The following is a 21,890-nucleotide window of genomic DNA, read 5'->3' on the forward strand; positions in this document are numbered from 1 at the left end:
GGGCCTCAGGCCACCGACTCGTAGATCTCCAGCGTCCGACGGGCCATCTCGGCCCAGGCGAACTCGGCGACCGCGCGCTCCCGGCCCCGCTCGCCCATCGTCGCGGCCCGCTGCGGGTCCGCGACCAGCGCGTTGACCCCGTCGGCCAGCGCCGCCTCGAACGCGGCGGTGTCGGCCGGGTCGTAGTGCGCGAGCAGGCCGGTCACGCCGTCGTCGACGACCTCCGGGATCCCGCCGACGTCGGAGGCGACCACGGCCGTCCCGCAGGCCATCGCCTCCAGGTTCACGATGCCCAGCGGCTCGTAGACCGAGGGACACGCGAACACCGTCGCCGCCGACAGCAGCTGGCGGACCTCGGTGGTGGCGAGCATCCGCTGGATCCACACGACGCCCTCGCGCGAGGCGGACAGCTCCGCCACCGCCCGCTCGGTCGAGGCCGCGATCTCCTTCGTGTCCGGGGCGCCCGCGCACAGCACGACCTGCGCCGACGGGTCGAACCGGTGCGCCGCCGCGACCAGGTGCCCGAGGCCCTTCTGCCGGGTGATCCGCCCGACGAACACCACCAGCGGCCGGTCCGGGTCGACGCCGTGCGCCAGCAGCGCGTCGCGCGCCGGGTCGGGCGCGTAGAACTGCGTGTCGATGCCGTTGTGCACCACGTGCACCAGCTCCGGGTCGATCGCCGGGTAGGCGTTCAGCACGTCGCGGCGCATGCCGTGCGACACCGCGATGACGGCGTCCGCCGCCTCGTAGGCGGTCCGCTCCACCCACGACGACAGCCGGTACCCGCCGCCGAGCTGCTCGGCCTTCCACGGCCGCAGCGGCTCCAGCGAGTGCGCCGTGACCACGTGCGGGCGCCCGTGCAGCAGGCCGCCGATGTGGCCGGCCATGTTGGCGTACCAGGTGTGGGAGTGCAGCACGTCGCAGCGCTCCAGCTCGGCGGCCATCGACAGGTCCACGCCGAGCGTGGTCAGCGCGGCGTTCGCCCCGTCCGGCAGCGGCGGCGCGGAGTGTGCGCGGGCGTCGGCCGGGGCGTCGCTGCCCGGCTCGGCGAAGCAGTGCACGTCGACGTCGACGAGCTCCCGCAGGGCGGGGACGAGATGTCCCACGTGGACTCCGGCACCGCCGTAGACGGCGGGCGGGTATTCACGGGTGAGAAGGCCGACGCGCACGGGCCGGGACGCTACCGGGGCGCCCGGACGCCGCGCGAGGAGTTCGTGCGCCCGATCCGGTCCGGTCGTGCCCGGGGTCGCGCACGGCGCACACGGCGCGGCCGGACGTATGGCCCCACCACCGAGCGGCCACTAGTGTTCACGCCATGCGACCGACCGCGCCCGGACGTCTTCCCGGCAGGGTTCTCGGCATCGTGCTGGCGGGCGGTGAGGGGAAGCGGCTCTGGCCGCTCACTGCGGACCGCGCCAAACCGGCGGTGCCGTTCGGTGGCAACTACCGGCTCATCGACTTCGTGCTGTCCAACCTCGTGAACTGCGGGATGGACCGGCTGTGCGTGCTGACCCAGTACAAGTCGCACTCGCTTGACCGGCACATCTCGACGACGTGGCGGTTGTCGTCGGTGCTCGACCAGTACATCACCACCGTCCCGGCCCAGCAGCGGCTCGGCCGGCGGTGGTACACCGGCTCGGCGGACGCGATCTTCCAGAGCCTCAACCTGGTCTACGACGACCAGCCCGAGTACATCGCCGTGTTCGGCGCCGACCACGTCTACCGGATGGATCCGGCGCAGATGATCGCCCAGCACGCCGAGTCCGGCGCGGGCGTCACCGTCGCGGGGATCCGGGTGCCGCGGGCCGAGGCGAAGGCCTTCGGCTGCATCGCCTCCGACGAGTCCGGTCGCATCACCGAGTTCCTCGAGAAGCCGTCCGACCCGCCGCACGTGCCCGACGACCCGGACGTCACGTTCGCCTCGATGGGCAACTACGTGTTCACCACCGAGGCCCTGCTCGACGCGCTGAAGGCCGACGCGGCGAACGCCGACTCCGACCACGACATGGGCGGGGACATCATCCCGGCGCTGGTCGCCAAGGGTGAGGCGCACGTCTACGACTTCGCCGACAACGTCGTGCCCGGTGCCACCGAACGGGACGCTGGCTACTGGCGCGACGTCGGGACCATCGACGCCTACTACGACGCGCACACCGACCTCGTCTCGGTGCACCCGATCTTCAACCTCTACAACCAGCGCTGGCCGATCCGCACCGCGGTGCCCGCCCTGCCGCCGGCGAAGTTCGTCGAGGGCGGCATCGCGCAGGACTCGATCGTCGGCGCGGGCACGATCATCTCTGGGGCGATCGTGCGCCGGTCGGTGATCAGCCCGAACGTGTCGGTGTCGGGCGGTGCGGAGGTCTCGGACTCGGTCGTGCTGCCGGGCGCCCGGATCGGCCGGGGCGCGGTGGTGCGGCGGGCGATCCTCGACAAGAACGTCGTCGTCCCCGACGGTGCCCTGATCGGGGTCGACCTGAACCTGGACCGCAGCCGCTACACGGTCTCCAACGGCGGCGTCGTGGTCCTGGGCAAGGGCGTCACCGCCCACTGAGCTACCTGCGGTGTGGATGCCGCGTTCGCTCCGCTCACCTGCGGACCGCGCAGAGCATCCCGTCCGCGACCGGCAGCAGCGCCGACAGCAGGCGCTCATCGTCGCGGACCAGGGCGGCGGTCTCGCGCAGCGCGGCCGTGCCCGGACCGTGCTCGGCGCCGGGCTCGGCGACCCGGCCGCCGTCGAGCACCCCCTCCAGCACGAGCATCCCGCCGGGGCGCAGCAGCCGGATCGCCTCGGCCAGGTAGCCGGGGTACTCGGCCGGGACCGCGTCGGCGACGACGAGGTCGTAGCCGCCGTCGGTCAGCCGCGGCAGCACCTCCAGCGCCATCCCGTTGATCAGCCGGGCCCGCCCCGGCCCGTACCCGGCGGCGAGGAAGGTCCGCCGGGCCGAGCGCTGCAGCTCCGGGTCGACGTCGATGGTCGTCAGCGTCCCGTCACCGGCCATGCCGCGCAGCAGGTACAGCCCGCTCACCCCGGCCCCGGTCCCGATCTCCACCACGGCCCGCGCGGAGATCGTCGCGGCCAGCACCGACAGTGCCGCCCCGCCCGCCGCGGAGATGGGGTGCGCGCCCGCCGCCGTGCCCAGTGCGCGGGCCTCGCCGCACGCGTCGTCCTCGGCGAGGTAGCCATCGGCGTACGCGGCCGCCCCCGCGGGTGTGCTCATGGAACAAGATTATCGCCGGACGATTTCACAGACTTCTCTCAGACGGGTTTCACATCCTCCTCATGGGTGGCAGGCAGGCTGTGCTGCAACGAACGAAGCTTCGCGGCCGATCGACTCCACGACACGGTCGCGACTCACGGAGGTGCCCCGCCCCGATGTCCGCCCCTCGCGCAACCGACGACGCCCCGTTCCGGGACGCCGCCGCCGGTACCCGCCCCGGTGAGGGTGCCGACTGGACCCCGCCCACCTGGGACGAGGTCGTCCGGGAGCACGCCGACCGCGTCTACCGCCTCGCCTACCGCCTGTCCGGCAACCAGCACGACGCCGAGGACCTCACCCAGGAGACGTTCATCCGGGTGTTCCGGTCCCTGGCGTCCTACAAGCCGGGCACCTTCGAGGGCTGGCTGCACCGCATCACCACGAACCTGTTCCTCGACATGGTCCGCCGCCGCGCCCGGCTGCGGATGGAGGGCCTGCCCGAGGACACCGACCGCCTGCCGGGCGGTGGCCCCGAGCCCGAGACCGTCTTCGCGATCAACCACCTCGACCCGCACCTGCAGGCCGCGCTGGACGAGCTGCCCCCGGACTTCCGGGTCGCCGTCGTCCTGTGCGACGTCGAGGGCCTGTCCTACGAGGAGATCGGCGCGACCCTCGGGGTGAAGCTCGGCACCGTCCGCAGCCGCATCCACCGAGGCCGGACCGCGCTGCGGGCGTCGCTGGAGCGGCACCGTGCGGCGGCTGCGGAGGAGCAGCCGGTGGCATCCGACCGTGGTCCGGTGGCAGAGTTGGTGCCGTGACCGAGCGACGGCGTTTCCAGGTCGTCCCCCCGGACTGGGGGGAGACGCATCTGACGCTCGAGGCGGTCGTCGCCTTCGTGGACGACGAGTTGGCCGCCGGTCCGCACGACCGTGCTGCCCGCCACCTCGAGCGCTGCCCCGACTGCGCGGTGGAGGTCGCCGAGCAGCGGCGGGCCCGCACCGCGCTGCGAGCGGCCGACGCCCCCACGCTCCCGCCGTCGCTGATGTCGGCGCTGCGCGCCATCCCGCAGGACACCGAGCTGCCCCCGCCGCCGGCGGGCCTCTCGCTCACCCCGGACGGCCAGCTCGTGTCGGTGCTGCGCCCGGCACCGGTCGAGGGCGACCACGGCCGTCGCGCCAGCCGGTCGCGACGCGTACGCCTGGGCACCGGCGCCGCCGTGTCCGGGCTGGCGCTCGGCGCACTCGCGCTCGGTCTGCCCCCCACCACGACCGGCACCCCGACCGCGCCGACCGTGCCCGGCCCGGGTGCCGCGGCCGTCGCCCGGTTCGCGGCCACCCCGGTGCCCGCCTCGTCGCGGCGGACGGCCGTCCCGGCGGTCAGCACCACGGCGGGCTCGACCGGCGCGTCGCTGTCGCCGACGACCTCGGCCACCCCGACCGGCGACGCCGGCCTCTCCCCGACGCCCTGACCCGTCACCGATACACCGACTTCACCGCCCGCCGGGCAGGCTGTACGGGTGTACTGGGTGGACGCCGTGCCGGCTGATCGATCGTCGGGAGCAGTCTCCCCGGGCTCCGGGGTGACCCGGTGAGCGACGACCGCGGCGCACGCCCGGACGGCGCGGCCGATCCGGACGCGCCCGGCTCCGCCCCGCCGCGACTGCGCCCCCGCCCGCTGGACCGTCCGGCGACCGACCCCGGCGAACGGGCGGCGTTCGGCCGCCCAGACGGCGTCGACAGCTCGTTCGCGCCGCCGTCGTCGCACCTCGGGGCGAACGGGTCGCTGCCGAGCGCGCCCCCGCCGACCGCCGCCGTCGCTCGCGCCTTCGGCCGGCCGGACCGCACATCCGACGGCGAGCCCGCCGGCGGTCTGCAACGCCCGCCCGGTGCGTCGGGCGACGCGCTGCGTGGGGGTGAGCAGAGCGCCGAGCAGGACCCGTTCTGGCCCGGCGGCTCGGCCGGCGACCCGTGGCGCGACCCGGGCACGCCGGTCGTCGCCGCCCCGCCCCCCGGCGACGGCGCCGCCCCCGCGGAGGGCCCTCGCCCCGACGGTCCCCGCCTCAGCGTCCGCGAGGTCCTGTTCGGCAGGCGGGTGCAGCCGCGCGCGCTGGCGCTGCTCGGCGTCCTCGCCCTGCTCGTCGGCGCGGCGGGCGGACTGGTCGGGTACTGGTCCGCGACCGCGGCGGGTGCCCTGACCAGCCCCGGAGCGGTGCTGAGCGCGACCGAGCCGGCTCGTGAACGGCCGCCCGGCTCGGTGTCGGAGGTCGCCTCGCGGGTGCTGCCCGCGGTCGTCTCGTTGGAGGTGACCGTCGGCAACCAGGCGGGCAACGGCTCCGGCGTCGTGATCGACCCCGCGGGCTACGTACTCACCAACGACCACGTCGTCGCGCCCGCCACCGGGCCGGGCCAGGGCACCATCGAGGCCCTGTTCTCCGACGGGTCCCGGGTCCCGGCCACCGTGGTCGGGGCGGACCCGATGACCGACCTCGCGGTGGTCAAGGTGCCCGTCGCGAACCCGACGGTCGCCGCGATCGGCCGCTCCGGCGAGCTCGCCGTCGGCGACGCGGTGATCGCGATCGGGTCGCCGTTCGGCCTGGCCGGCACGGTGACGACCGGGATCGTGTCGGCCGTCGATCGCCCGGTGCGGCTCGACCCGGAGGGCAGCGCGGGCGACGCGGTCATCGACGCGGTGCAGACCGACGCCGCGATCAACCCCGGCAACTCCGGCGGCCCGCTGGTGGACGCGACCGGCGCCGTCGTCGGCATCAACACGGCGATCCGCAGCGCGGACAGCGCCCAGTCCGGCGGGCAGGGCGGCTCGATCGGCCTCGGCTTCGCCATCCCGATCGACGACGCCCGCGCCATCGCCGAGGAGCTCATCCGCACCGGCCGCGTCGCGCACGCCGACCTCGGTGTCAACTCCCGCTCGGTCACCGACGGCGCCACCGACGGCGCCCAGGTGCAGAACGTCGTCGCCGGGGGACCGGCGGCCGCGGCCGGGATCGCCGACGGCGACGTCGTCGTCGACATCGCCGGGCGCCCCATCGCCAGTGCCGACGAGCTGGTCGTCGCCGTCCGCGAGCACTCACCCGGCGAGCAGGTCCCGGTCCGCCTCGTCCGTCAGGGACGACCGCTCACCGTGACCGTGACGCTCGGGCAGCGCTAGTACCCGTACGCTGGCGTCGTGTTCGAGAACATCGGCATGCCGGAGATCCTCGTCCTGGTCGTGGCGGGGCTCTTCATCCTGGGCCCGGAACGGCTGCCCGAGGCGGCGGCCTGGGTCGGTCGCGCGGTCCGGCAGGTCAAGGAGTTCGCGAGCGGCGCCCAGAACCACCTGAAGAAGGAGCTGGGCCCGGAGTTCGACCAGATCCAGCAGCCGCTCAACGACCTGCGCAGCCTGCGCTCGCTCAACCCGCGGACCGCGATCACCCGGAGCCTGTTCTCCGACGACGCCGCCACCCCGCCGGTCAAGCCCAACGGGTTCGCCCCGGGCCCGGGTGCCGGCGCCGCCGGGGCCGCAGCCCTGGGCGGGGCAGCGGCGAGCACCCCGGCCCCGGTCCGTCCGCCGCAGCCACCGCTGGCCGCCGACGAGCGCCCCCCGGTGGACCCGGACGCGACCTGACCCCGGCCCCTCCCTACGACGACGGCGCCGCTCCCCGGCCGGGGTGCGGCGCCGTCGTCGTGGACGGGGTCGGTTCAGCCCAGCAGCGGCGGCCGGCGCAGGTGGTGCGTGGTCGCGCGCTGGTAGGCGTGCGCGGCGGCCAGCACCGTGGCGTCGGCGTGCCGCGGTCCGACGACCTGCAGACCCACCGGCAGACCGGCGGAGGTGAAGCCGCACGGCACCGAGGTCGCGGGCTGCTGGGTCATGTTGAACGGGTAGGTGAACGGCGTCCACGACGTCCAGCGCGGGTCGTGCCAGCCCTCGGGGACCTCCCGGCCGCCCTCGAACGCGGTGATCGGCAGGGTCGGGGTGAGCAGCAGGTCGTACTCGGAGTGGAAGGCGCCCATCAGCGTCCCCAGCTCGTTGCGCACGGCCATCGCGCCCAGGTAGTCCAGCGCCGAGACCCGGGCCCCCTGCTCGGCGATCTCCACCAGCGCCGGGTCCATGGCCTTCCTGGCCTCGGCGCCGATGGGCTCCAGGGACTTCGCGGCGGCGGCGAACCAGAGCGTGTGGAACGGCTCGATCGGGTCGGCGAAACCGGGGTCGGCGTTCTCGACGGTCGCACCGAGCTCACGGGCGAACACCGCGACCGCCTCGGCGACGAGCGCCGCCACCTCCGGGTCGACGTCGACGAACCCGAGAGTGGGGGAGAACGCGATCCGCAGACCCGCCGCGCCGCCGGCGAGCCGCTCGACGGCCGACTCACGGGGCACGTCGAACACCCACGGGTCCCGCGTGTCGGGCTGGGCGACGACGTCGTACAGCAGCGCGGCGTCCTCGACGGTGCGGGTCATCGGGCCGACGTGGGCCAGGGTCCCGAACGCCGAGCCCGGGTAGTGCGCGATGCGGCCGTAGGTGGGCTTGTGCGCGACGGTCCCGGTGAACGCGGCCGGGATGCGGACCGAGCCGCCCGCGTCGGTGCCCAGCGACAGGGGTCCCATCCCCAGCCCGACGGCCGACGCCGAGCCGCCGGACGAGCCGCCGGCCGTCCTCGTCGGGTCCCACGGGTTGGTGGTGACGCCGGTCAGCGGTGAGTCGGTCACGCCCTTCCACGCCAGCTCCGGGGTGGTGTTCTTCCCGATCAGCACCGCACCCGCGGCGCGGACCCTGGCCACCGGCGGGCCGTCGACCTCGAACGGCCCGTCCGGCGACGTCGTCGTCGAGCCGCGGCGGGTCGGCCAGCCGATCGTCAGGAGCATGTCCTTGATCGAGGTGGGCACGCCGTCGAGCGGCCCGACCGGCTCACCGGCCTGCCAGCGCGCCTCGGAGTCCTTGGCCTGCGACAGTGCCGAGTCGGGGTCGACCAGGCAGAACGCGTTCACCGCGCCGTCGTGCGCCTCGATCCGCTCCAGCGCGTCCCGGGTGGCCTGCACCGGCGAGATCTCGCCGCTGCGGTAGCCCGCCAGCAGCTCGGTCGCGCTGAGGTCTGCAGTCGTCACAGCAGTCACACCTTTCCTGCGGATGAGCTCACGTACCCGCGCTCGGGGTCCACCACGTTGCGCAGCTCCCGGCCGTCCCGGAAGCGCGCGAGGTTGTCGGCGAACAGCTCGACGAGCATGTCCTTCCAGCCGACGACGTCACCGGACATGTGCGGGGAGAGCAGCACGTGCTCCATCGCCCACAGCGGCGAGGTCGCGGGCAGCGGCTCGACCTCGAACACGTCCAGCGCCGCGCCGGCGAGCCGCCCGGTCGCGAGCGCGTCGGTCAGGTCGTCCTGCACGACGAGCGCGCCCCGGCCCACATTGACGACCCTGGCCCGCTCGGGCAGCAGGGCGATCGTCCCGGAGTGCAGCATCCCGCGGGTCGCGTCGGTCAGCGGAGCGGCGAGCACCAGGTGGTCGGTGTCGGGCAGCAGGCCGGGCAGCTCGTCGAAGGCGTGCACACCGTCCGCGGCGCGCCGGCCGACCAGCCGCACCCGCATCCCGACCGCACCCAGCAGGTCGGCGACGGCGCGTCCGATCGGCCCGCTCCCGACGACCGTCGCGACCTTCCCGGCGACGGTCTCGGTCTCGCGGTGGCGCCAGGTCCGCTCCCGCTGCAGCGCGAGCGAGCGGGCGGTGTCCTTGGCGAACGCGATCACCGCGCCGAGCACGAACTCGGCGATGGGCCGGTCGAACACGCCGCGGGAGTTCGTCAGCGTCGCGCCCGAGGCGAGCAGGGCGGGGAACGCGACCCGGTCGACGCCGGCGCTGGCGGTGTGGACCCAGCGCAGCGCGGAGGTGTCGGTGGCGTCCCAGACGTCCTTGACGGCGTCGGAGGTGAAGTCCCAGGTGAGCAGCACGTCGCTGCCGGGCAGTGCGGCGGCGAGCCCGTCGGCGTCGGCGGCGAAGCGGAGACGTGCGTCACCGGCGTGGCGCTCGAGGCCGGGCGGGGTCTCCCCGCCGTGCAGCACGGCGACGGTGATCGGGTCCTGACCAGCGGAAACCGGCAACGGGAGATCCTGTCGGTAGGGAGGTCGGGCGGCGTTGACACGCTAAGAAGCGCACCTACGATTGTCAACAATCCGCGTATCGGACAGGGGGATCGGATGACCAAGCTGATCAGGATCGAGCTCGCGAAGCGGGGCGTCGCCTGCACCGCGGCACTGCTGGAGACCGAGGCGCCCCGCACCGCCGCGGCGGTCTGGGAGGCACTGGCCGACGGCCCGCAGGGCGGCGACGCGCAGCACGCCAAGTACGCCCGCAACGAGGTCTACACGATCGTCCCGCGGTTCGGCCCGCGGATCGGGCAGGAGAACCCGACGGTGACCCCCATCCCGGGCGACGTCTGCTACTTCGACTTCCACGGCGGGATGCTCGACAGCGCGTTCAAGGACGACCAGGGCATCGACGCCGCCGAGGGCGGGATCGACCTCGCGATCTTCTACGGGCGCAACAACCTGCTGCTCAACGGCGACGTCGGCTGGGTGCCGGGCAACGTGTTCGCCACCATCGTCGACGGTCTCGACGCGATGGCGACCGCCTGTCACGACGTGTGGCGCGCGGGCAGCGTGGGGGAGCGGCTCGTCTACTCGCGGGCGTCCTGACCCTTGCGGTCACCCCAGCCTCTGTAGGATTGTCGACAACATGAGCACGGTCGGATTCCTCTACCCGGGCTACTCGGCCGAGGACGACTACCCGCGCGCCGAGAAGCTGCTGGCCGATGGCAGCCGGCTCGCCCTCGTCCACACCGAGATGGCCACCGACGCCCACCGCGAGGACGCGCTGCTCGCCATCGGCGGCGACGAGGTCCTCGCCGAGGGGGCACGTCGGGTCGCCGCGGAGGCGGGCCCGCTGGACGCGGTCGTCTGGGCCTGCACCTCGGGGTCGTTCATCTTCGGCCCCGACGGTGCCGCCCGGCAGGTCGCGGCGCTGGAACGGGTGTCGGGCGTGCCGACGTCGAGCACGTCGTTCGCCTTCGTCGACGCCTGTCGACGGCTCGGGATCGGCTCGGTGGCGGTCGGGGCGACCTACCCGCCCGACGTCGCCGGCGCCTTCGTGCACTTCCTGACCCACCACGACATCTCCGTGCACACGCTGTCCGCGCGCGACATCATCACCGCCGCCGAGGTCGGGACGCTGCCGCCGGAGACGGTGCTGGAGTTCGCCGCCGCGGTGGCCTCGGACGCGCCCGGCGCCGACGCGGTGCTGCTGCCCGACACCGCGCTGCACACCGTGGACGTGCTCGACGCGCTGGAGGCGCGGGTGGGCAGGCCGGTGCTGACCGCGAACCAGGTGAGCATCTGGCAGGGCCTGCGCCTGGCCGGGGCCGACATCGACCGTCCCGGCCTGGGGACACTGTTCCGGAGAGGGTGAGTCGTGGGCCTGGACGTCTCGGAGCTCGAGCCGGTGAGCCGGCGCTCCACCGCGGAAATCGTCGCCGACCGGATCCGTGCCGCGATCATGCGCGGCACGTTCGCGCCGGGCACCCAGCTCGGCGAGGTGGACCTCGCGAACCGGCTCGGGGTGAGCCGCGGCCCGCTGCGGGAGGCGATGCAGCGGCTGGTCGCCGAGGGGCTGCTGCGCAGTGAACGCCATCGTGGCCTGTTCGTGCGCGAGCTCGGCCCCGACGACGTCCGCGACGTCTACCTGGCGCGCACCGCCGTCGAGCGGGCCGCGGCGCTGAAGGTGCTGGAGGGCGACCGGGCCGCCGCCGTCGTCGCGCTGGAGATCCCGCTCGGGGTGATGGCCGCCGCGGCCGAGGCGGGTGACGCCGTCGCGCTCGCCGACGCCGACCACGACTTCCACGCCGCGCTCGTCGCCGCCTCGGGGAGCCCGCGGCTGCGCCGGATGACCGAGGGGCTCCTCGTCGAGACGCGGATGTGTCTCGCCGCGTTCCAGCAGACCGCCCCGCCCGCCCGCGCGCTGCTCGCCGAGCACGAACTGCTGCGCGACGCCCTGCGCGACGGCCGCACCGAGCTGCTGCTCGACCGGCTGGCCGCGCACATGGACGACGCCGTCAGCCGGATCCTCGCCGCGATGCCCGGCGCGGCCTGAGTGCACCTGTGAACCGCACCGCCGGACACCCCGGGGACTAGTTCGCATACGTAACATGTCGGGACGTGGTGGGCGTCCTCGAGGGTTTCCTGGTCATCGGCGTCGTCGTGACCGTCGGGTACGTCCTCGGCCGTGGCCGGCTGCTCGGCGACCAGGGCTCGAAGGTCCTCGCCCGCACCGCCTTCTTCGTCGCGACGCCCGCGCTGCTGTTCACGACCCTCAGCCACTCCGACGTCGGTGCCGTGCTGTCCTCGGGACTGGTCGTCACCGCGGTCACCAGCACCGTGGCCTGCCTGCTCTTCGTGCCGGTCGCGCTGCTCCGTCGGCGCCCGGCCGGCGAGGCCGTCGTCGGGTCGATGGCGTCCGGCTACGTCAACGCGGGCAACCTCGGCATCCCGATCGCGACCTACGTGCTCGGCGACTCCGCCGCCGTCGCCCCCGTGCTGCTGTTCCAGCTCGCGATCCTGACCCCGCTGTTCACGACCCTGATGGACGTCCTGCCCGGCGACGGCCGCGGCGAGCGGCCCGGGTGGGTCCGGGTCGCGTTCGCCCCGCTGCGCAACCCGATCGCGATCGCCACCGCCGCCGGGTTGACCGTCTCCGCGACGGGCGTCGTCCTGCCGGAGCCGGTGACCGCCCCGATCGAGCTGCTCGCCGACCTCGCGGTGCCCGCCATGCTGCTCGCGTTCGGCATCTCCCTGTACGGCGCCCGCCGCCCCGGGACGGGGGAGACCGCGGTCTCGGTGTGGATCGCCGTCGCGATCAAGAACGTGGCGCACCCGGTGATCGCCTGGGCCTTCGCCGCGGGGGTGCTCGGCCTGACCGGCCCGGCGCTGCTCGCCGCGGTGGTGCTGGCCGCGCTGCCCACCGCGCAGAACGTCTTCGGCTACGCCGTGCGGTACGACCGCGCCGTCCCGCTGGCCCGCGACGTGGCGCTGGCCTCGACGGTCGTCGCCGTCCCCGTGCTGCTGGTGATCGCCGCCCTGCTGGCCTGACCAGGGCTTTCCTCTTTGCTGCGTCCGAGATGAGGGGTCCTTCGCTCGTCCTTTTGCTCTGCTCACCGATACGCAGCACCGGCCCTGCGCCTGCGCCGGGTGGCGTCACGGCGGGCCGGCCACCCGTGTCGCGCGTGCGCCGAGATGCAGCCCAGCGGGCGGTGGAGATCGACAACTCCCGCTGAGCTGCATCTCGACGCCGCCGACGACGGCTGTCCGCACGCGACGCGGGCCCGTCCGGGACCGCAGCGCCGGGTCGCCCCGGGTGCCTGATGCGTATCGGTGAGCAGAGCAAAGGCGGGCCCGGACGACCCTTGCCCGGACCCACCCACCCGTGTTTCCCTAGGATTGTCGACAACTCGACAACCTGAGACGCACCACCCTCGACGCACCAGGAGCTGCGAACCCATGGCACAGCTGTCCCCGCTGCTCAAGCAGGCCACCCCGGTCCAGGCCGCCCGCGGTGAGGGCGTCTACCTGTACGACACCGACGGGCGCCGCCACCTCGACTTCACCGCCGGAATCGGCGTCACCTCGACCGGGCACTGCCACCCGAGGGTCGTCGCGGCGGCGCAGGAGCAGGTGGCCACGCTGATCCACGGGCAGTACACGACCGTGATGCACCAGCCACTGCTGGCGCTGGTCGAGCGGATGGGCGAGGTGCTCCCCGAGGGCATCGACTCGGTGTTCTTCACCAACTCCGGTTCCGAGGCCGTCGAGGCGTCGGTGCGGCTGGCCCGCCAGGCCACCGGCCGGCAGCTGATCGTCGCGTTCGACGGTGGCTTCCACGGCCGCACCATGGGTGCCGCGGCGCTCACCACCTCCGGGGCGAAGATCCGGGCCGGGATCGGCCCGATGATGGGTGGGGTGGCGTTCGCGCCCTTCCCCTACGCCTACCGCTACGGCTGGTCCGAGGAGCAGGCCGTCGCGTTCGCCCTGTCCGAGCTCGACCGCCAGCTGGCGAGCACCGCGCCGGCGTCCGACGTCGCCGCGTTCATCGTCGAGCCGGTGCTCGGCGAGGGCGGCTACGTCCCGACCCCGCCCGCGTTCCTCCAGGGGCTGCGCGAGCGCGCCGACCGGCACGGCATCCTGCTGATCGCCGACGAGGTCCAGACCGGCTACGGCCGCACCGGGAAGTTCTGGGGGCACCAGCACGCCGAGGGCCTCGTCCCGGACATCATCGTCACCGCCAAGGGGCTCGCGTCCGGCTTCCCGCTCTCGGCCATCGCCGCGCCCAAGGCCCTGATGGAGAAGGCGTGGCCCGGCTCGCAGGGCGGCACCTACGGCGGCAACGCCGTCGCCTGCGCCGCCGCGCTCGCGACCCTCGATGTCGTGCAGGGCGAGGGGCTGGTCGAGAACGCCCGGGTGCAGGGCGAGAAGCTCCTCGCCGGTGTCCGGGACGCCGCGCAGGGGATCGCCGCCATCGGCGACGTCCGCGGCCGCGGACTCATGATCGGCATCGAATTCGTCGACGCCGACGGCAAGCCCGACGGCGCCACCGCCGCGACGGTGCACGCCGCGGCCGCCGCACAGGGCCTGCTGCTGCTGACCTGCGGTGTGTACGGCAACGTCGTCCGGATGATCCCGGCGCTGGTCGTGACCTCCGAGCAGGTCGACGAGGGGCTGGCGCTCTGGACCAAGGCGCTGAACGACGCGCTGTCCTGAGACCCGCCCCGGGGGACGGACGAGGCCCCGCACACCGGTCGGGTGTGCGGGGCCTCGTGGTGTCGGAGGGTGTGCGGGTCAGCGCCCGACGGGGGAGATGTTCAGGCTCATCCCGGCCAGGCCGCGGGCCTTCACGGTCAGCTTCTCCGCGATGGCGTCGAGGGCCTGCGCCGCCGCCGACTCCGGCTTCCCGAGCACGATCGGGGTGCCGGCGTCGCCGCCCTCGCGCAGCGCGACGTCGAGCGGGATCTGACCCAGCAGCGGCACCGTGGTGCCGACCGTGCGGCTCAGCGAGTCCGCGACGGTCTGCCCGCCGCCCGAGCCGAAGATCTCGTTGCGCGAGCCGTCGGGCATCTCCATCCAGGACATGTTCTCCACGACCCCGGCCAGGCGCTGGCGGGTCTGGGTGGAGATCGACCCGGCCCGCTCGGCGACCTCGGCGGCGGCCTGCTGCGGGGTGGTGACGACCAGCAGCTCGGCGTTCGGCACGAGCTGGGCGGTCGAGATGGCGACGTCGCCGGTGCCCGGGGGCAGGTCGAGCAGCAGCACGTCCAGGTCGCCCCAGAACACGTCGGCCAGGAACTGCTGCAGCGCGCGGTGCAGCATCGGACCGCGCCAGACGACGGGGGTGTTGCCGTCGGTGAACATGCCGATCGAGATGACCTTCACGCCGTGCGACTGCGGCGGCATGATCATGTTCTCGATCTTGGTCGGCCGGTCCGCGGCGCCGATCATGCGCGGGATCGAGTGGCCGTAGATGTCGGCGTCGACGACGCCGACCTTCAGCCCGCGCCGTGCCATGGCCGCGGCCAGGTTGACGGTGACCGAGGACTTGCCGACGCCGCCCTTGCCGGACGCCACACAGAAGACGCGGGTCAGCGAGCCGGGCTGGGCGAAGGGGATCACGGGCTCGTCGGCGTCGCCGCGCAGCGAACGACGCAGCTGGGTGCGCTGCTCGTCGCTCATGACGTCGAGCTCGACCTCGACCCGCTCGACGCCGGGGACCTTCGAGACGGCCTCGGTGACGCGGGAGGTGATCGTCTCCCGCATCGGGCAGCCCGCGACGGTCAGGTAGACCCCGACGTGGGCGAGGCCGTCGGCGGAGACGTCGACGCTCTTGACCATCCCCAGCTCGGTGATCGGCTTGTGGATCTCCGGGTCCTCGACGGTGCCGAGGGCGGCGCGCACGGCCTCGACGACGGTGCTGGTGCTGCTGGTGACGGACATGAGCTCCTACGACCTCTTTCCTCTCGCGTCACCCCATGCTACGTGGGCTGTTCCGGGGTATCCGGGTCACCGGCGGTGTCACGCGGCACCTCCGCGCTGACGGGGCGGTCCGGGTGTCTCTAGCATTCTTGCGATGGACGACACGACCGGCACCCCGACGCGCGAGCACCCGGTGCGCCGGCGCGTGGTCCCGACCCCGGCCGAGCTCGCGTCGTGGCGCAGCTTCCTGCGCGCGCACGCCGGCATCACCCGACGGCTCGAGGCCGAGCTGGAGAGCGAGCAGGAGCTCTCCCTGGCCGCCTACGACGTGCTCGTCCAGCTGTCCGAGGCCCCCGACCGCCGGTTGCGGATGACCGAGCTGGCCGACGCCGTGCTGCTCTCGCGTTCCGGGGTGACCCGGCTCGTCGACCGCCTGGAGCGGGTCGGGCTCGTCGCCAGGGCCAAGGTCGCCGACGACGGCCGCGGGGTCACCGCCCGGCTCACCGACACCGGCTACGAGCGCCTGCGCACCGCCGCGGTCACCCACCTGCGCGGAGTCCGCGCGCACTTCGTGGAGCGGCTCGACGCCGAGGACCTCGCCGCGCTCGAGCGCATCATGGGCCGCCTGATCCCCTGAGCGCTCAGCGTTCCTTCTTGCGCATCTTCTTCCGGGCACCCGGCTCGACCGGGGGTTCCTCGCCGCGGCTGCGGGCCACGGCGTCGTCGAGCCGGTCACCCAGCTTCTCCAGCTCACCGCGCAGGTAGTCCCGGCTCGCGGTCTCCCCGACGGCCAGCCGCAGCGCCGCCAGCTCCCGGGCGAGGAACTCGGTGTCGGCCTTCGTCCGCTCGGCACGCCTGCGGTCCTCGTCCAGCGCGATCCGGTCCCGGTCGTCCTGCCGGTTCTGGGCCAGCAGGATCAGCGGTGCGGCGTACGCGGCCTGGGTGGAGAACGCCAGGTTGAGCAGGATGAACGGGTACGGGTCCCACCGGCCCACCCAGGCGAACCCGTTCAGTGCGATCCACACGACGACGATCACCGTCTGGATGGCGAGGAAGCGACCCGTCCCGAGGAACCGGGCGATCCGCTCGGAGAACCGGGCGAACCCGTCCGGGTCCACCTCGAACCGCCGACGCCCGACGCGCGGCTGGTCCAGCCGCCGACCGATCCCCGGCTCAGCCACCGTGCACCTCCCCGTCGCGCGAGCGGCCGTTGCCGCCGTTCGCGGCAGCGGCCAGCGGGCCGCCGTGCACCTCGCCCGGGGCGAGGTCGCGGTCGCGCCAGCCCTGCGGCAGCAGGTGGTCCAGCACGTCGTCGACGGTGACCGCGCCCAGCAGGTGGTCCTCGGCGTCGACGACCGGGCCCGCCACCAGGTTGTAGCTGGCGAAGTAGCGGGTCACCTCGCCGAGCCCCGCGTCGGGGCCCAGCTGCGGCAGGTCGGCGTCGACCATGCCCGCGACCAGCTCGAACGGCGCCGCCCGCAGCAGCTGCTGGGCGTGCACGCAGCCCAGGTAGCGCCCGGTCGGGGTCGCCGTCGGCGGGCGGACGACGAACACCATCGACGCCAGGGCCGGCGGCACCTCCGGGTTGCGCACCCGGGCGAGCGCCTCGGCGACGGTCACGTCCGGCGCCAGGGTGATCGGCTCCGGGGTCATCAGGCCGCCCGCGGTGTCCCACTCATAGCGCATCAGGCGGCGCACGGGTTCGGACTCGTCGGGCTCCATGAGCTCCAGCAGCCGACCGGCCTCGTCGTCGTCGAGCTCGCCGAGCAGGTCCGCCGCGTCGTCCGGGCTCATCGCCTCCAGGACGTCGGCGGCGCGGTCGTCGTCGAGGTAGCCGAGCAGCTCGCGCTGGTCGGACTCGGACAGCTCCTCGAACACGTCGGCGAGCCGCTCGTCGTCCAGGGCGTCGACGACGTGCCGCTGCCGGTCGTCGGGCAGCCGCGACAGCGCCGCGGCGACGTCGGCCGGGCGCATCGAGTCGAACACCGCGAGCAGCCGGTCCGCACCCTGCGCGGCGGCGACGTCCAGCCCGGACACGGCCTCCCAGCCGTACACCTCGACCCGTGGCCTGCGCGCCAGCCGGGTCCGCCGGAACCGCAGCGCGACCTTGGTGATCACCCAGTCCCGGGTCCGGCTCGGCTCGATCGCGACGTCGACCACCGAGCCCTCGGTCCCGTTCTCGCGCACCGTCGCGGGGGAGTTCAGCAGCTGGCCGAGCACCCGGGTCTCGTTGGGGCGCTGGTCGAACGAGCGCAGGCTCACCGAGCCGCTGGCCAGCGTCACCGCGGTCGGGGCGATGTCGGCGACCCGCAGCATCGGCACGAAGATGCTGCGGCGCGCGGACAGGTCCACGACCAGGCCCAGCACCCGCGGCGGATGGCTGTCCACGCGCAGCGACACCACGACGTCGCGGACCTTGCCGATCCGCTCGCCGTCCGGGCCGTAGACGGCCAGGCCGGCCATCCGCGCGACGAACACCCGTACCGAGGCCATGGCGCCGAGACTAGGACCCCCGGCGGTCCCGCGGCCGCCCCGGCCGTGTGACTAGGCTCGCCCGCCGTGAACGACCCGCAGCACGATCCCGGCCGGGACCCCGAACCCCTCCGCTACGACATCGTCGACGTGTTCACCGACCGTCCGTACGCCGGCAACCCGCTGGCCGTCGTCCACGGCGCCGAGGCGCTGTCCACGGCCCGGATGCAGGCCATCGCGCGGGAGTTCAACCTGTCGGAGACCACGTTCCCGCTGGCCCCGACCGGCGACGCCGAGGGCGGCGCGGACTACCGGGTGCGGATCTTCACCCCGCTCGCCGAGCTCCCCTTCGCCGGGCACCCCAGTGTCGGCACCGCCTGGGTGCTGGCCCGCGACGGCGTCATCGGCGAGGGCGACCGCGTGCAGGAGTGCGGCGCCAGGCTGCTGCCGGTGCGGGTCGACGGGACCGGCGCCCGGGTGTGGGGCGGCACGCCGTCGATCGGCGCCGAGCTGGACGCCGTCCGCCTCGCCGCCGCGCTCGGCCTCGGCCCCGACGACGTCGACGGCGCCGCCGTGCCGGGTGTGGCCGGTGCCGGGACCGACTTCGCGATCCTGCTCGTCGTCGCCGGTGCGGTCGCCCGCGCGGTGCCCGACCCCGCGGCGCTGGCCGCCGCGGTCGCCGGCAGCGGCGCGACCGGGGTGCTCGTCGCCGCCGTCGACGCCACCGCCGAGCGGGTGCACGCCCGCATGTTCGGCATCGGGATCGGGGTGCCCGAGGACCCGGCGACGGGCTCGGCCGCCGTCGCGCTCGGGATCTTCCTCGCCGACCGCGGTCTGGTCACCGACGACGGCGAGCACTCCTTCGTCGTGACCCAGGGGGTGGAGATGGGCCGTCCGTCCACGCTCTACGCCGGCGTCCGCACCGAGGGCGGGCGGGCCGTCGGCAGCTGGGTCGGCGGGACCGTCGTCGCGGTGGCCAGGGGCTCCCTGACCCCACCTCCCGAACAGGGGTGACCGACGGGTAACCCCATCTGACCACCGGCGGGTGAGAAACCAATCACCTGCACGGGGCGCCGCGGCCGTCGTCGTGCCAGCATCAGTCCCCAGCCCGAGCGCCCGGGTCGTGACGACGTCGTCGCCGCGACGCGGGCGAGGACGAACTCGACGAGGAGCCCGCCTGTGAGCACCACCCTCCGCGCCCGCCGGTCCTGCCTGGCCGTGCCCGGATCGAGCCAGAAGTTCATCGACAAGGCGCGCACGCTGAACTCCGACCAGGTCTTCCTCGACCTGGAGGACGCCTGTGCCCCGCTGGCCAAGCCCGGTGCGCGGAAGACGATCGTGGAGGCCCTCAACGAGGGCGGCTGGGGCGAGAAGATCCGCGTCGTCCGGGTCAACGACTGGACCACCGAGTGGACCTACCGCGACGTGATCGAGGTCGTCGAGGGCGCGGGCGCGAACCTCGACGCGATCATGCTGCCGAAGGTGCAGACCCCTCAGCAGGTCGTCGCGCTGGACCTGCTGCTCACCCAGATCGAGAAGACGAACGGTCTCGAGGTCGGGAAGATCGGCATCGAGGCGCAGATCGAGAACGCGCTGGGCCTGACGAACGTCAACGCGATCGCCACCGCGTCCCCGCGCGTCGAGACGATCATCTTCGGCCCGGCCGACTTCATGGCCTCGATCAACATGAAGTCCCTGGTCGTCGGCGAGCAGCCCCCCGGCTACGACGTGGGCGACGCCTACCACCACATCCTCATGTCGATCCTGATGGCGGCCCGCGCGCACGACAAGCAGGCCATCGACGGGCCGTACCTGCAGATCAAGGACGTGGACGGATTCCGCCGGGTCGCCGGCCGCTCGGCCGCGCTGGGCTTCGACGGCAAGTGGGTGCTGCACCCCGGCCAGATCGACGCCGCCAACGAGACCTTCTCCCCGGCGCAGAGCGACTACGACCACGCCGAGAACATCCTCGACGCCTACGAGTACTTCACCTCCGAGGCGGGCGGCAAGCGCGGCGCGGCGATGATCGGCGACGAGATGATCGACGAGGCCAGCCGCAAGATGGCGCTGGTCATCTCGGGCAAGGGGCGCGCGGCGGGCATGACCCGCACCGACAAGTGGACCCCGCCGGAGGCGTGAGAGCAGCTTGCGCAACGAACCTCAGCGCTGAGAGCAGCTTGCGCAACGAACCTCAGCGCTGAGGGCCCGACCGCCCGCCGACCGCCGACGCTCACCGAGGAGTAACCAGCATGGCCCGGCTCGCCCAGACCGCCGGTCTGACCGACATCCAGACCGAGATCCTGTCGACCGTCCGCTCGTTCGTGGACAAGGAGATCATCCCGCACGCGACCGCCCTGGAGCACGCGGACACCTACCCGCAGGACATCGTCGACGGGATGAAGGAGATGGGGCTGTTCGGCCTCATGATCCCGGAGGAGTACGGCGGTCTCGGCGAGTCGCTGCTCACCTACGCCCTGGTGGTCGAGGAGATCGCCCGCGGCTGGATGAGCGTCTCCGGTGTGATCAACACCCACTTCATCGTGGCGTACATGCTCCGCCAGCACGGCACGCAGGCGCAGAAGGAGAAGTACCTGCCGAAGATGGCCACGGGGGAGACCCGCGGCTCGTTCTCGATGTCCGAGCCGGACCTGGGCTCCGACGTGGCGGCGATCAAGACCAAGGCCGTGCAGGACGGCGACGAGTACGTCATCGACGGCGCCAAGATGTGGCTGACCAACGGTGGCACGTCGAACCTGACCGCGGTGCTGGTGAGGACCGACGAGGGCGCCGAGCGCCCGCACCAGAACCTCACCACCTTCCTCGTCGAGAAGCCCACCGGCTACGGCGAGGTCGCCCCCGGCCTGGTCGTCCCCGGCAAGATCGACAAGATGGGCTACAAGGGGGTCGACACCACCGAGCTGGTGTTCAAGGGCCACCGGATCTCCGGTGACCAGATCCTCGGCGGGGAGCGCGGCAAGGGCTTCGCGCACATGATGGACGGCGTCGAGGTCGGCCGGGTGAACGTCGCCGCCCGCGCCTGCGGCATCGCGATCCGGGCCTTCGAGCTCGGTGTCTCCTACGCCCAGCAGCGCTCCACCTTCGGCAAGCCGATCGTGGCGCACCAGGCTATCGCGTTCAAGATCGCCGAGATGGCGACCAAGGTCGAGGCCGCGCACCTGATGATGGTCAACGCCGCACGTCTGAAGGACCGCGGTGAGCGCAACGACGTCGAGGCCGGCATGGCCAAGATGCTCGCCTCGGAGTACTGCAAGGAGGTCACCGAGGAGGCGTTCCGCATCCACGGCGGCTACGGCTACTCCAAGGAGTACGAGATCGAGCGCCTCATGCGCGAGGCGCCGTTCCTGCTCATCGGCGAGGGCACCTCGGAGATCCAGAAGACGATCATCTCCCGGGGGCTGCTGCGCGACTACAAGCTGCGCTGACCGCACCCGCGTCCACGGCCCCGTACCCCGTCCCGGGGGTGCGGGGCCGTGTCGTTCGGTCGGTGGGGTGTGACCTGCGGCTCCGCGACTAGTCTTCGGGGCACGTCGCGGTCCGGTCGAACGTTGCACCGACGACGAGACAGGACATCTTCCACGAGGAGCACGCCATGACCAATCCCTTCGGCGGCCAGACTCGTCCGGCTCCGGGCCTGCCGCAGCTGCCCACTCCGCCGACCGGGTGGCCGGTGGGTTCCTACGCCACCTACGAGGAGGCGCAGCGGGCCGTCGACCACCTCGCCGACTCCGACTTCCCGGTCGCCGACGTGACGATCGTCGGCGTCGACCTGATGCTCGTCGAGCGGGTCATCGCCCGCCTGACCTGGGGCCGGGTACTCGCCTCCGGCGCGGCGCAGGGTGCCTGGCTGGGCCTGTTCGTCGGGCTCCTGCTGTTCATGTTCTCCCCGGACGGCAACTTCCTGCCCATCCTCGTCGGCCTGGTGTCCGGCGCGGTGTTCTTCATGGCCTTCGCCGCGGTCAGCTACAGCGCGAGCAAGGGCCGCCGGGACTTCCAGTCCGCCAGCCAGATGGTGGCGGGCCGCTACGACGTCCTGTGCGAGCCGCGCAACGCCGAGCGGGCCCGCGAGATGCTGGCCAAGCTGGCGATGGGCAGCCCCGGCGGGGGTTTCTGACCGGCTCCGGCGCCCGCACGACCCCACGGCCGTCGTCACCCGACCGGGTGGCGACGGCCGTCGTGCGTCGGCGGTCGGACATCTGTTC

At 73.5% G+C, this 21,890-nt stretch carries 22 protein-coding genes; 15 read left to right on the forward strand and 7 right to left on the reverse strand.

Annotation, left to right across the window (positions count from 1 at the left end; translation table 11 throughout):
* Window positions 1-5: 5 nt before the first annotated feature.
* Window positions 6-1,169 carry a glycogen synthase gene (gene glgA, locus Ae505Ps2_RS12115; RefSeq protein ID WP_075553626.1) on the reverse strand — a complete coding sequence of 388 codons (1,164 nt, stop codon included), beginning with the start codon at window positions 1,167-1,169 and terminating at the stop codon, window positions 6-8.
* Between the two features lie 146 nt (window positions 1,170-1,315).
* Between glgA and glgC the strand changes: the two genes are divergently transcribed.
* Window positions 1,316-2,551 carry a glucose-1-phosphate adenylyltransferase gene (gene glgC / locus Ae505Ps2_RS12120; protein WP_051050304.1) on the forward strand — a complete coding sequence of 412 codons (1,236 nt, stop codon included), beginning with the start codon at window positions 1,316-1,318 and terminating at the stop codon, window positions 2,549-2,551.
* A gap of 34 nt (window positions 2,552-2,585) precedes the next feature.
* Here glgC and Ae505Ps2_RS12125 read toward each other — a convergent pair whose 3' ends face one another.
* A complete protein-coding gene (locus Ae505Ps2_RS12125; RefSeq protein WP_075308183.1) occupies window positions 2,586-3,218 on the reverse strand; it encodes an O-methyltransferase in 633 nt (210 codons plus the stop codon).
* Window positions 3,219-3,373: 155 nt separating this feature from the next.
* Here Ae505Ps2_RS12125 and sigE point away from each other — a divergent pair, with 155 nt between their 5' ends.
* The 4 genes from sigE (at window position 3,374) to tatB (ending at window position 6,818) form a co-directional block, all read left to right on the forward strand.
* On the forward strand, window positions 3,374-4,015 hold the full coding sequence (gene sigE, locus Ae505Ps2_RS12130) for an RNA polymerase sigma factor SigE (RefSeq protein ID WP_020626064.1): 642 nt from the start codon (window positions 3,374-3,376) through the stop codon (window positions 4,013-4,015).
* Window positions 4,012-4,665: a zf-HC2 domain-containing protein gene (locus Ae505Ps2_RS12135; protein ID WP_075308181.1), complete on the forward strand. Its 654-nt coding sequence runs from the start codon at window positions 4,012-4,014 to the stop codon at window positions 4,663-4,665. The genes sigE and Ae505Ps2_RS12135 overlap by 4 nt, the downstream gene beginning before the upstream one ends.
* A 119-nt stretch (window positions 4,666-4,784) precedes the next feature.
* Complete coding sequence (locus Ae505Ps2_RS12140) at window positions 4,785-6,362, forward strand: trypsin-like peptidase domain-containing protein (RefSeq protein WP_075308179.1); 1,578 nt, start codon at window positions 4,785-4,787, stop codon at window positions 6,360-6,362.
* Window positions 6,363-6,380: 18 nt separating this feature from the next.
* A complete protein-coding gene (gene tatB / locus Ae505Ps2_RS12145; protein WP_075308177.1) occupies window positions 6,381-6,818 on the forward strand; it encodes a Sec-independent protein translocase protein TatB in 438 nt (145 codons plus the stop codon).
* A 74-nt stretch (window positions 6,819-6,892) separates the two neighbouring features.
* Here the strand turns inward: tatB and Ae505Ps2_RS12150 are convergent, their stop codons facing one another.
* A complete protein-coding gene (locus Ae505Ps2_RS12150; protein WP_086002320.1) occupies window positions 6,893-8,305 on the reverse strand; it encodes an amidase in 1,413 nt (470 codons plus the stop codon).
* On the reverse strand, window positions 8,302-9,288 hold the full coding sequence (locus tag Ae505Ps2_RS12155) for a D-2-hydroxyacid dehydrogenase (RefSeq protein WP_075308175.1): 987 nt from the start codon (window positions 9,286-9,288) through the stop codon (window positions 8,302-8,304). Before Ae505Ps2_RS12155 ends, Ae505Ps2_RS12150 begins: the two co-directional genes overlap by 4 nt.
* 96 nt (window positions 9,289-9,384) lie before the next feature.
* Between Ae505Ps2_RS12155 and Ae505Ps2_RS12160 the strand changes: the two genes are divergently transcribed.
* The 5 genes from Ae505Ps2_RS12160 (at window position 9,385) to Ae505Ps2_RS12180 (ending at window position 13,992) form a co-directional block, all read left to right on the forward strand.
* Entirely contained in the window at window positions 9,385-9,882 is a 498-nt protein-coding gene (locus Ae505Ps2_RS12160) for a DUF3830 family protein (protein ID WP_020624324.1), read from the forward strand.
* Window positions 9,883-9,922: 40 nt separating this feature from the next.
* On the forward strand, window positions 9,923-10,651 hold the full coding sequence (locus Ae505Ps2_RS12165) for a maleate cis-trans isomerase (protein ID WP_020624325.1): 729 nt from the start codon (window positions 9,923-9,925) through the stop codon (window positions 10,649-10,651).
* 3 nt (window positions 10,652-10,654) lie between these two features.
* Window positions 10,655-11,332: a GntR family transcriptional regulator gene (locus tag Ae505Ps2_RS12170; protein ID WP_020624326.1), complete on the forward strand. Its 678-nt coding sequence runs from the start codon at window positions 10,655-10,657 to the stop codon at window positions 11,330-11,332.
* Between the two features lie 65 nt (window positions 11,333-11,397).
* On the forward strand, window positions 11,398-12,327 hold the full coding sequence (locus Ae505Ps2_RS12175) for an AEC family transporter (RefSeq protein ID WP_075553627.1): 930 nt from the start codon (window positions 11,398-11,400) through the stop codon (window positions 12,325-12,327).
* 408 nt (window positions 12,328-12,735) lie between these two features.
* Window positions 12,736-13,992: an aminotransferase class III-fold pyridoxal phosphate-dependent enzyme gene (locus Ae505Ps2_RS12180; protein WP_075553628.1), complete on the forward strand. Its 1,257-nt coding sequence runs from the start codon at window positions 12,736-12,738 to the stop codon at window positions 13,990-13,992.
* Window positions 13,993-14,070: 78 nt separating this feature from the next.
* Here the strand turns inward: Ae505Ps2_RS12180 and Ae505Ps2_RS12185 are convergent, their stop codons facing one another.
* Window positions 14,071-15,219, reverse strand: coding sequence for an Mrp/NBP35 family ATP-binding protein (locus Ae505Ps2_RS12185; RefSeq protein ID WP_075333005.1), 1,149 nt, complete (start codon window positions 15,217-15,219; stop codon window positions 14,071-14,073).
* 133 nt (window positions 15,220-15,352) lie between these two features.
* On the opposite strand from Ae505Ps2_RS12185, the gene Ae505Ps2_RS12190 reads away from it, so the two are divergent.
* Window positions 15,353-15,835: a MarR family transcriptional regulator gene (locus tag Ae505Ps2_RS12190; RefSeq protein WP_020624330.1), complete on the forward strand. Its 483-nt coding sequence runs from the start codon at window positions 15,353-15,355 to the stop codon at window positions 15,833-15,835.
* A 4-nt stretch (window positions 15,836-15,839) separates the two neighbouring features.
* Here Ae505Ps2_RS12190 and Ae505Ps2_RS12195 read toward each other — a convergent pair whose 3' ends face one another.
* Together Ae505Ps2_RS12195 and Ae505Ps2_RS12200 are read right to left on the reverse strand one after the other, a co-directional pair.
* The gene (locus Ae505Ps2_RS12195) at window positions 15,840-16,379 is read right to left on the reverse strand and encodes a DUF1003 domain-containing protein (RefSeq protein WP_075308169.1); all 540 of its coding nucleotides are present in this window, start codon (window positions 16,377-16,379) and stop codon (window positions 15,840-15,842) included.
* The gene (locus Ae505Ps2_RS12200; protein WP_075308167.1) at window positions 16,372-17,691 is read right to left on the reverse strand and encodes a CBS domain-containing protein; all 1,320 of its coding nucleotides are present in this window, start codon (window positions 17,689-17,691) and stop codon (window positions 16,372-16,374) included. Before Ae505Ps2_RS12200 ends, Ae505Ps2_RS12195 begins: the two co-directional genes overlap by 8 nt.
* A 66-nt stretch (window positions 17,692-17,757) precedes the next feature.
* Between Ae505Ps2_RS12200 and Ae505Ps2_RS12205 the strand changes: the two genes are divergently transcribed.
* The 4 genes from Ae505Ps2_RS12205 to Ae505Ps2_RS12220 all read left to right on the forward strand — a co-directional run bounded on the left by Ae505Ps2_RS12205 (window position 17,758) and on the right by Ae505Ps2_RS12220 (window position 21,802).
* Window positions 17,758-18,684 carry a PhzF family phenazine biosynthesis protein gene (locus Ae505Ps2_RS12205; RefSeq protein ID WP_075553629.1) on the forward strand — a complete coding sequence of 309 codons (927 nt, stop codon included), beginning with the start codon at window positions 17,758-17,760 and terminating at the stop codon, window positions 18,682-18,684.
* A gap of 165 nt (window positions 18,685-18,849) precedes the next feature.
* Window positions 18,850-19,809: a CoA ester lyase gene (locus Ae505Ps2_RS12210; RefSeq protein WP_075308163.1), complete on the forward strand. Its 960-nt coding sequence runs from the start codon at window positions 18,850-18,852 to the stop codon at window positions 19,807-19,809.
* Window positions 19,810-19,919: 110 nt separating this feature from the next.
* Complete coding sequence (locus Ae505Ps2_RS12215; RefSeq protein ID WP_075308161.1) at window positions 19,920-21,113, forward strand: acyl-CoA dehydrogenase family protein; 1,194 nt, start codon at window positions 19,920-19,922, stop codon at window positions 21,111-21,113.
* 167 nt (window positions 21,114-21,280) lie between these two features.
* Window positions 21,281-21,802 carry a general stress protein gene (locus Ae505Ps2_RS12220; protein ID WP_020623571.1) on the forward strand — a complete coding sequence of 174 codons (522 nt, stop codon included), beginning with the start codon at window positions 21,281-21,283 and terminating at the stop codon, window positions 21,800-21,802.
* Window positions 21,803-21,890: the final 88 nt, after the last annotated feature.

Origin of the sequence: Pseudonocardia sp. Ae505_Ps2, from assembly GCF_001932425.1 — a bacterium.
GTDB lineage: Bacteria > Actinomycetota > Actinomycetes > Mycobacteriales > Pseudonocardiaceae > Pseudonocardia.

What these genes read in the sequence shown, in the direction of transcription:
- Ae505Ps2_RS12215 (WP_075308161.1), top strand. Translation starts at nt 19,920, where the DNA reads ATGGCCCGGCTCGCCCAGACCGCCGGTCTGACCGACATCCAGACCGAG.
- Ae505Ps2_RS12180 (WP_075553628.1), top strand. Translation starts at nt 12,736, where the DNA reads ATGGCACAGCTGTCCCCGCTGCTCAAGCAGGCCACCCCGGTCCAGGCC.
- Ae505Ps2_RS12190 (WP_020624330.1), top strand. Translation starts at nt 15,353, where the DNA reads ATGGACGACACGACCGGCACCCCGACGCGCGAGCACCCGGTGCGCCGG.
- Ae505Ps2_RS12165 (WP_020624325.1), top strand. Translation starts at nt 9,923, where the DNA reads ATGAGCACGGTCGGATTCCTCTACCCGGGCTACTCGGCCGAGGACGAC.
- Ae505Ps2_RS12220 (WP_020623571.1), top strand. Translation starts at nt 21,281, where the DNA reads ATGACCAATCCCTTCGGCGGCCAGACTCGTCCGGCTCCGGGCCTGCCG.
- Ae505Ps2_RS12160 (WP_020624324.1), top strand. Translation starts at nt 9,385, where the DNA reads ATGACCAAGCTGATCAGGATCGAGCTCGCGAAGCGGGGCGTCGCCTGC.
- Ae505Ps2_RS12185 (WP_075333005.1), bottom strand. Translation starts at nt 15,219, where the DNA reads ATGTCCGTCACCAGCAGCACCAGCACCGTCGTCGAGGCCGTGCGCGCC.
- sigE (WP_020626064.1), top strand. Translation starts at nt 3,374, where the DNA reads ATGTCCGCCCCTCGCGCAACCGACGACGCCCCGTTCCGGGACGCCGCC.
- Ae505Ps2_RS12200 (WP_075308167.1), bottom strand. Translation starts at nt 17,691, where the DNA reads ATGGCCTCGGTACGGGTGTTCGTCGCGCGGATGGCCGGCCTGGCCGTC.
- Ae505Ps2_RS12125 (WP_075308183.1), bottom strand. Translation starts at nt 3,218, where the DNA reads ATGAGCACACCCGCGGGGGCGGCCGCGTACGCCGATGGCTACCTCGCC.
- glgC (WP_051050304.1), top strand. Translation starts at nt 1,316, where the DNA reads ATGCGACCGACCGCGCCCGGACGTCTTCCCGGCAGGGTTCTCGGCATC.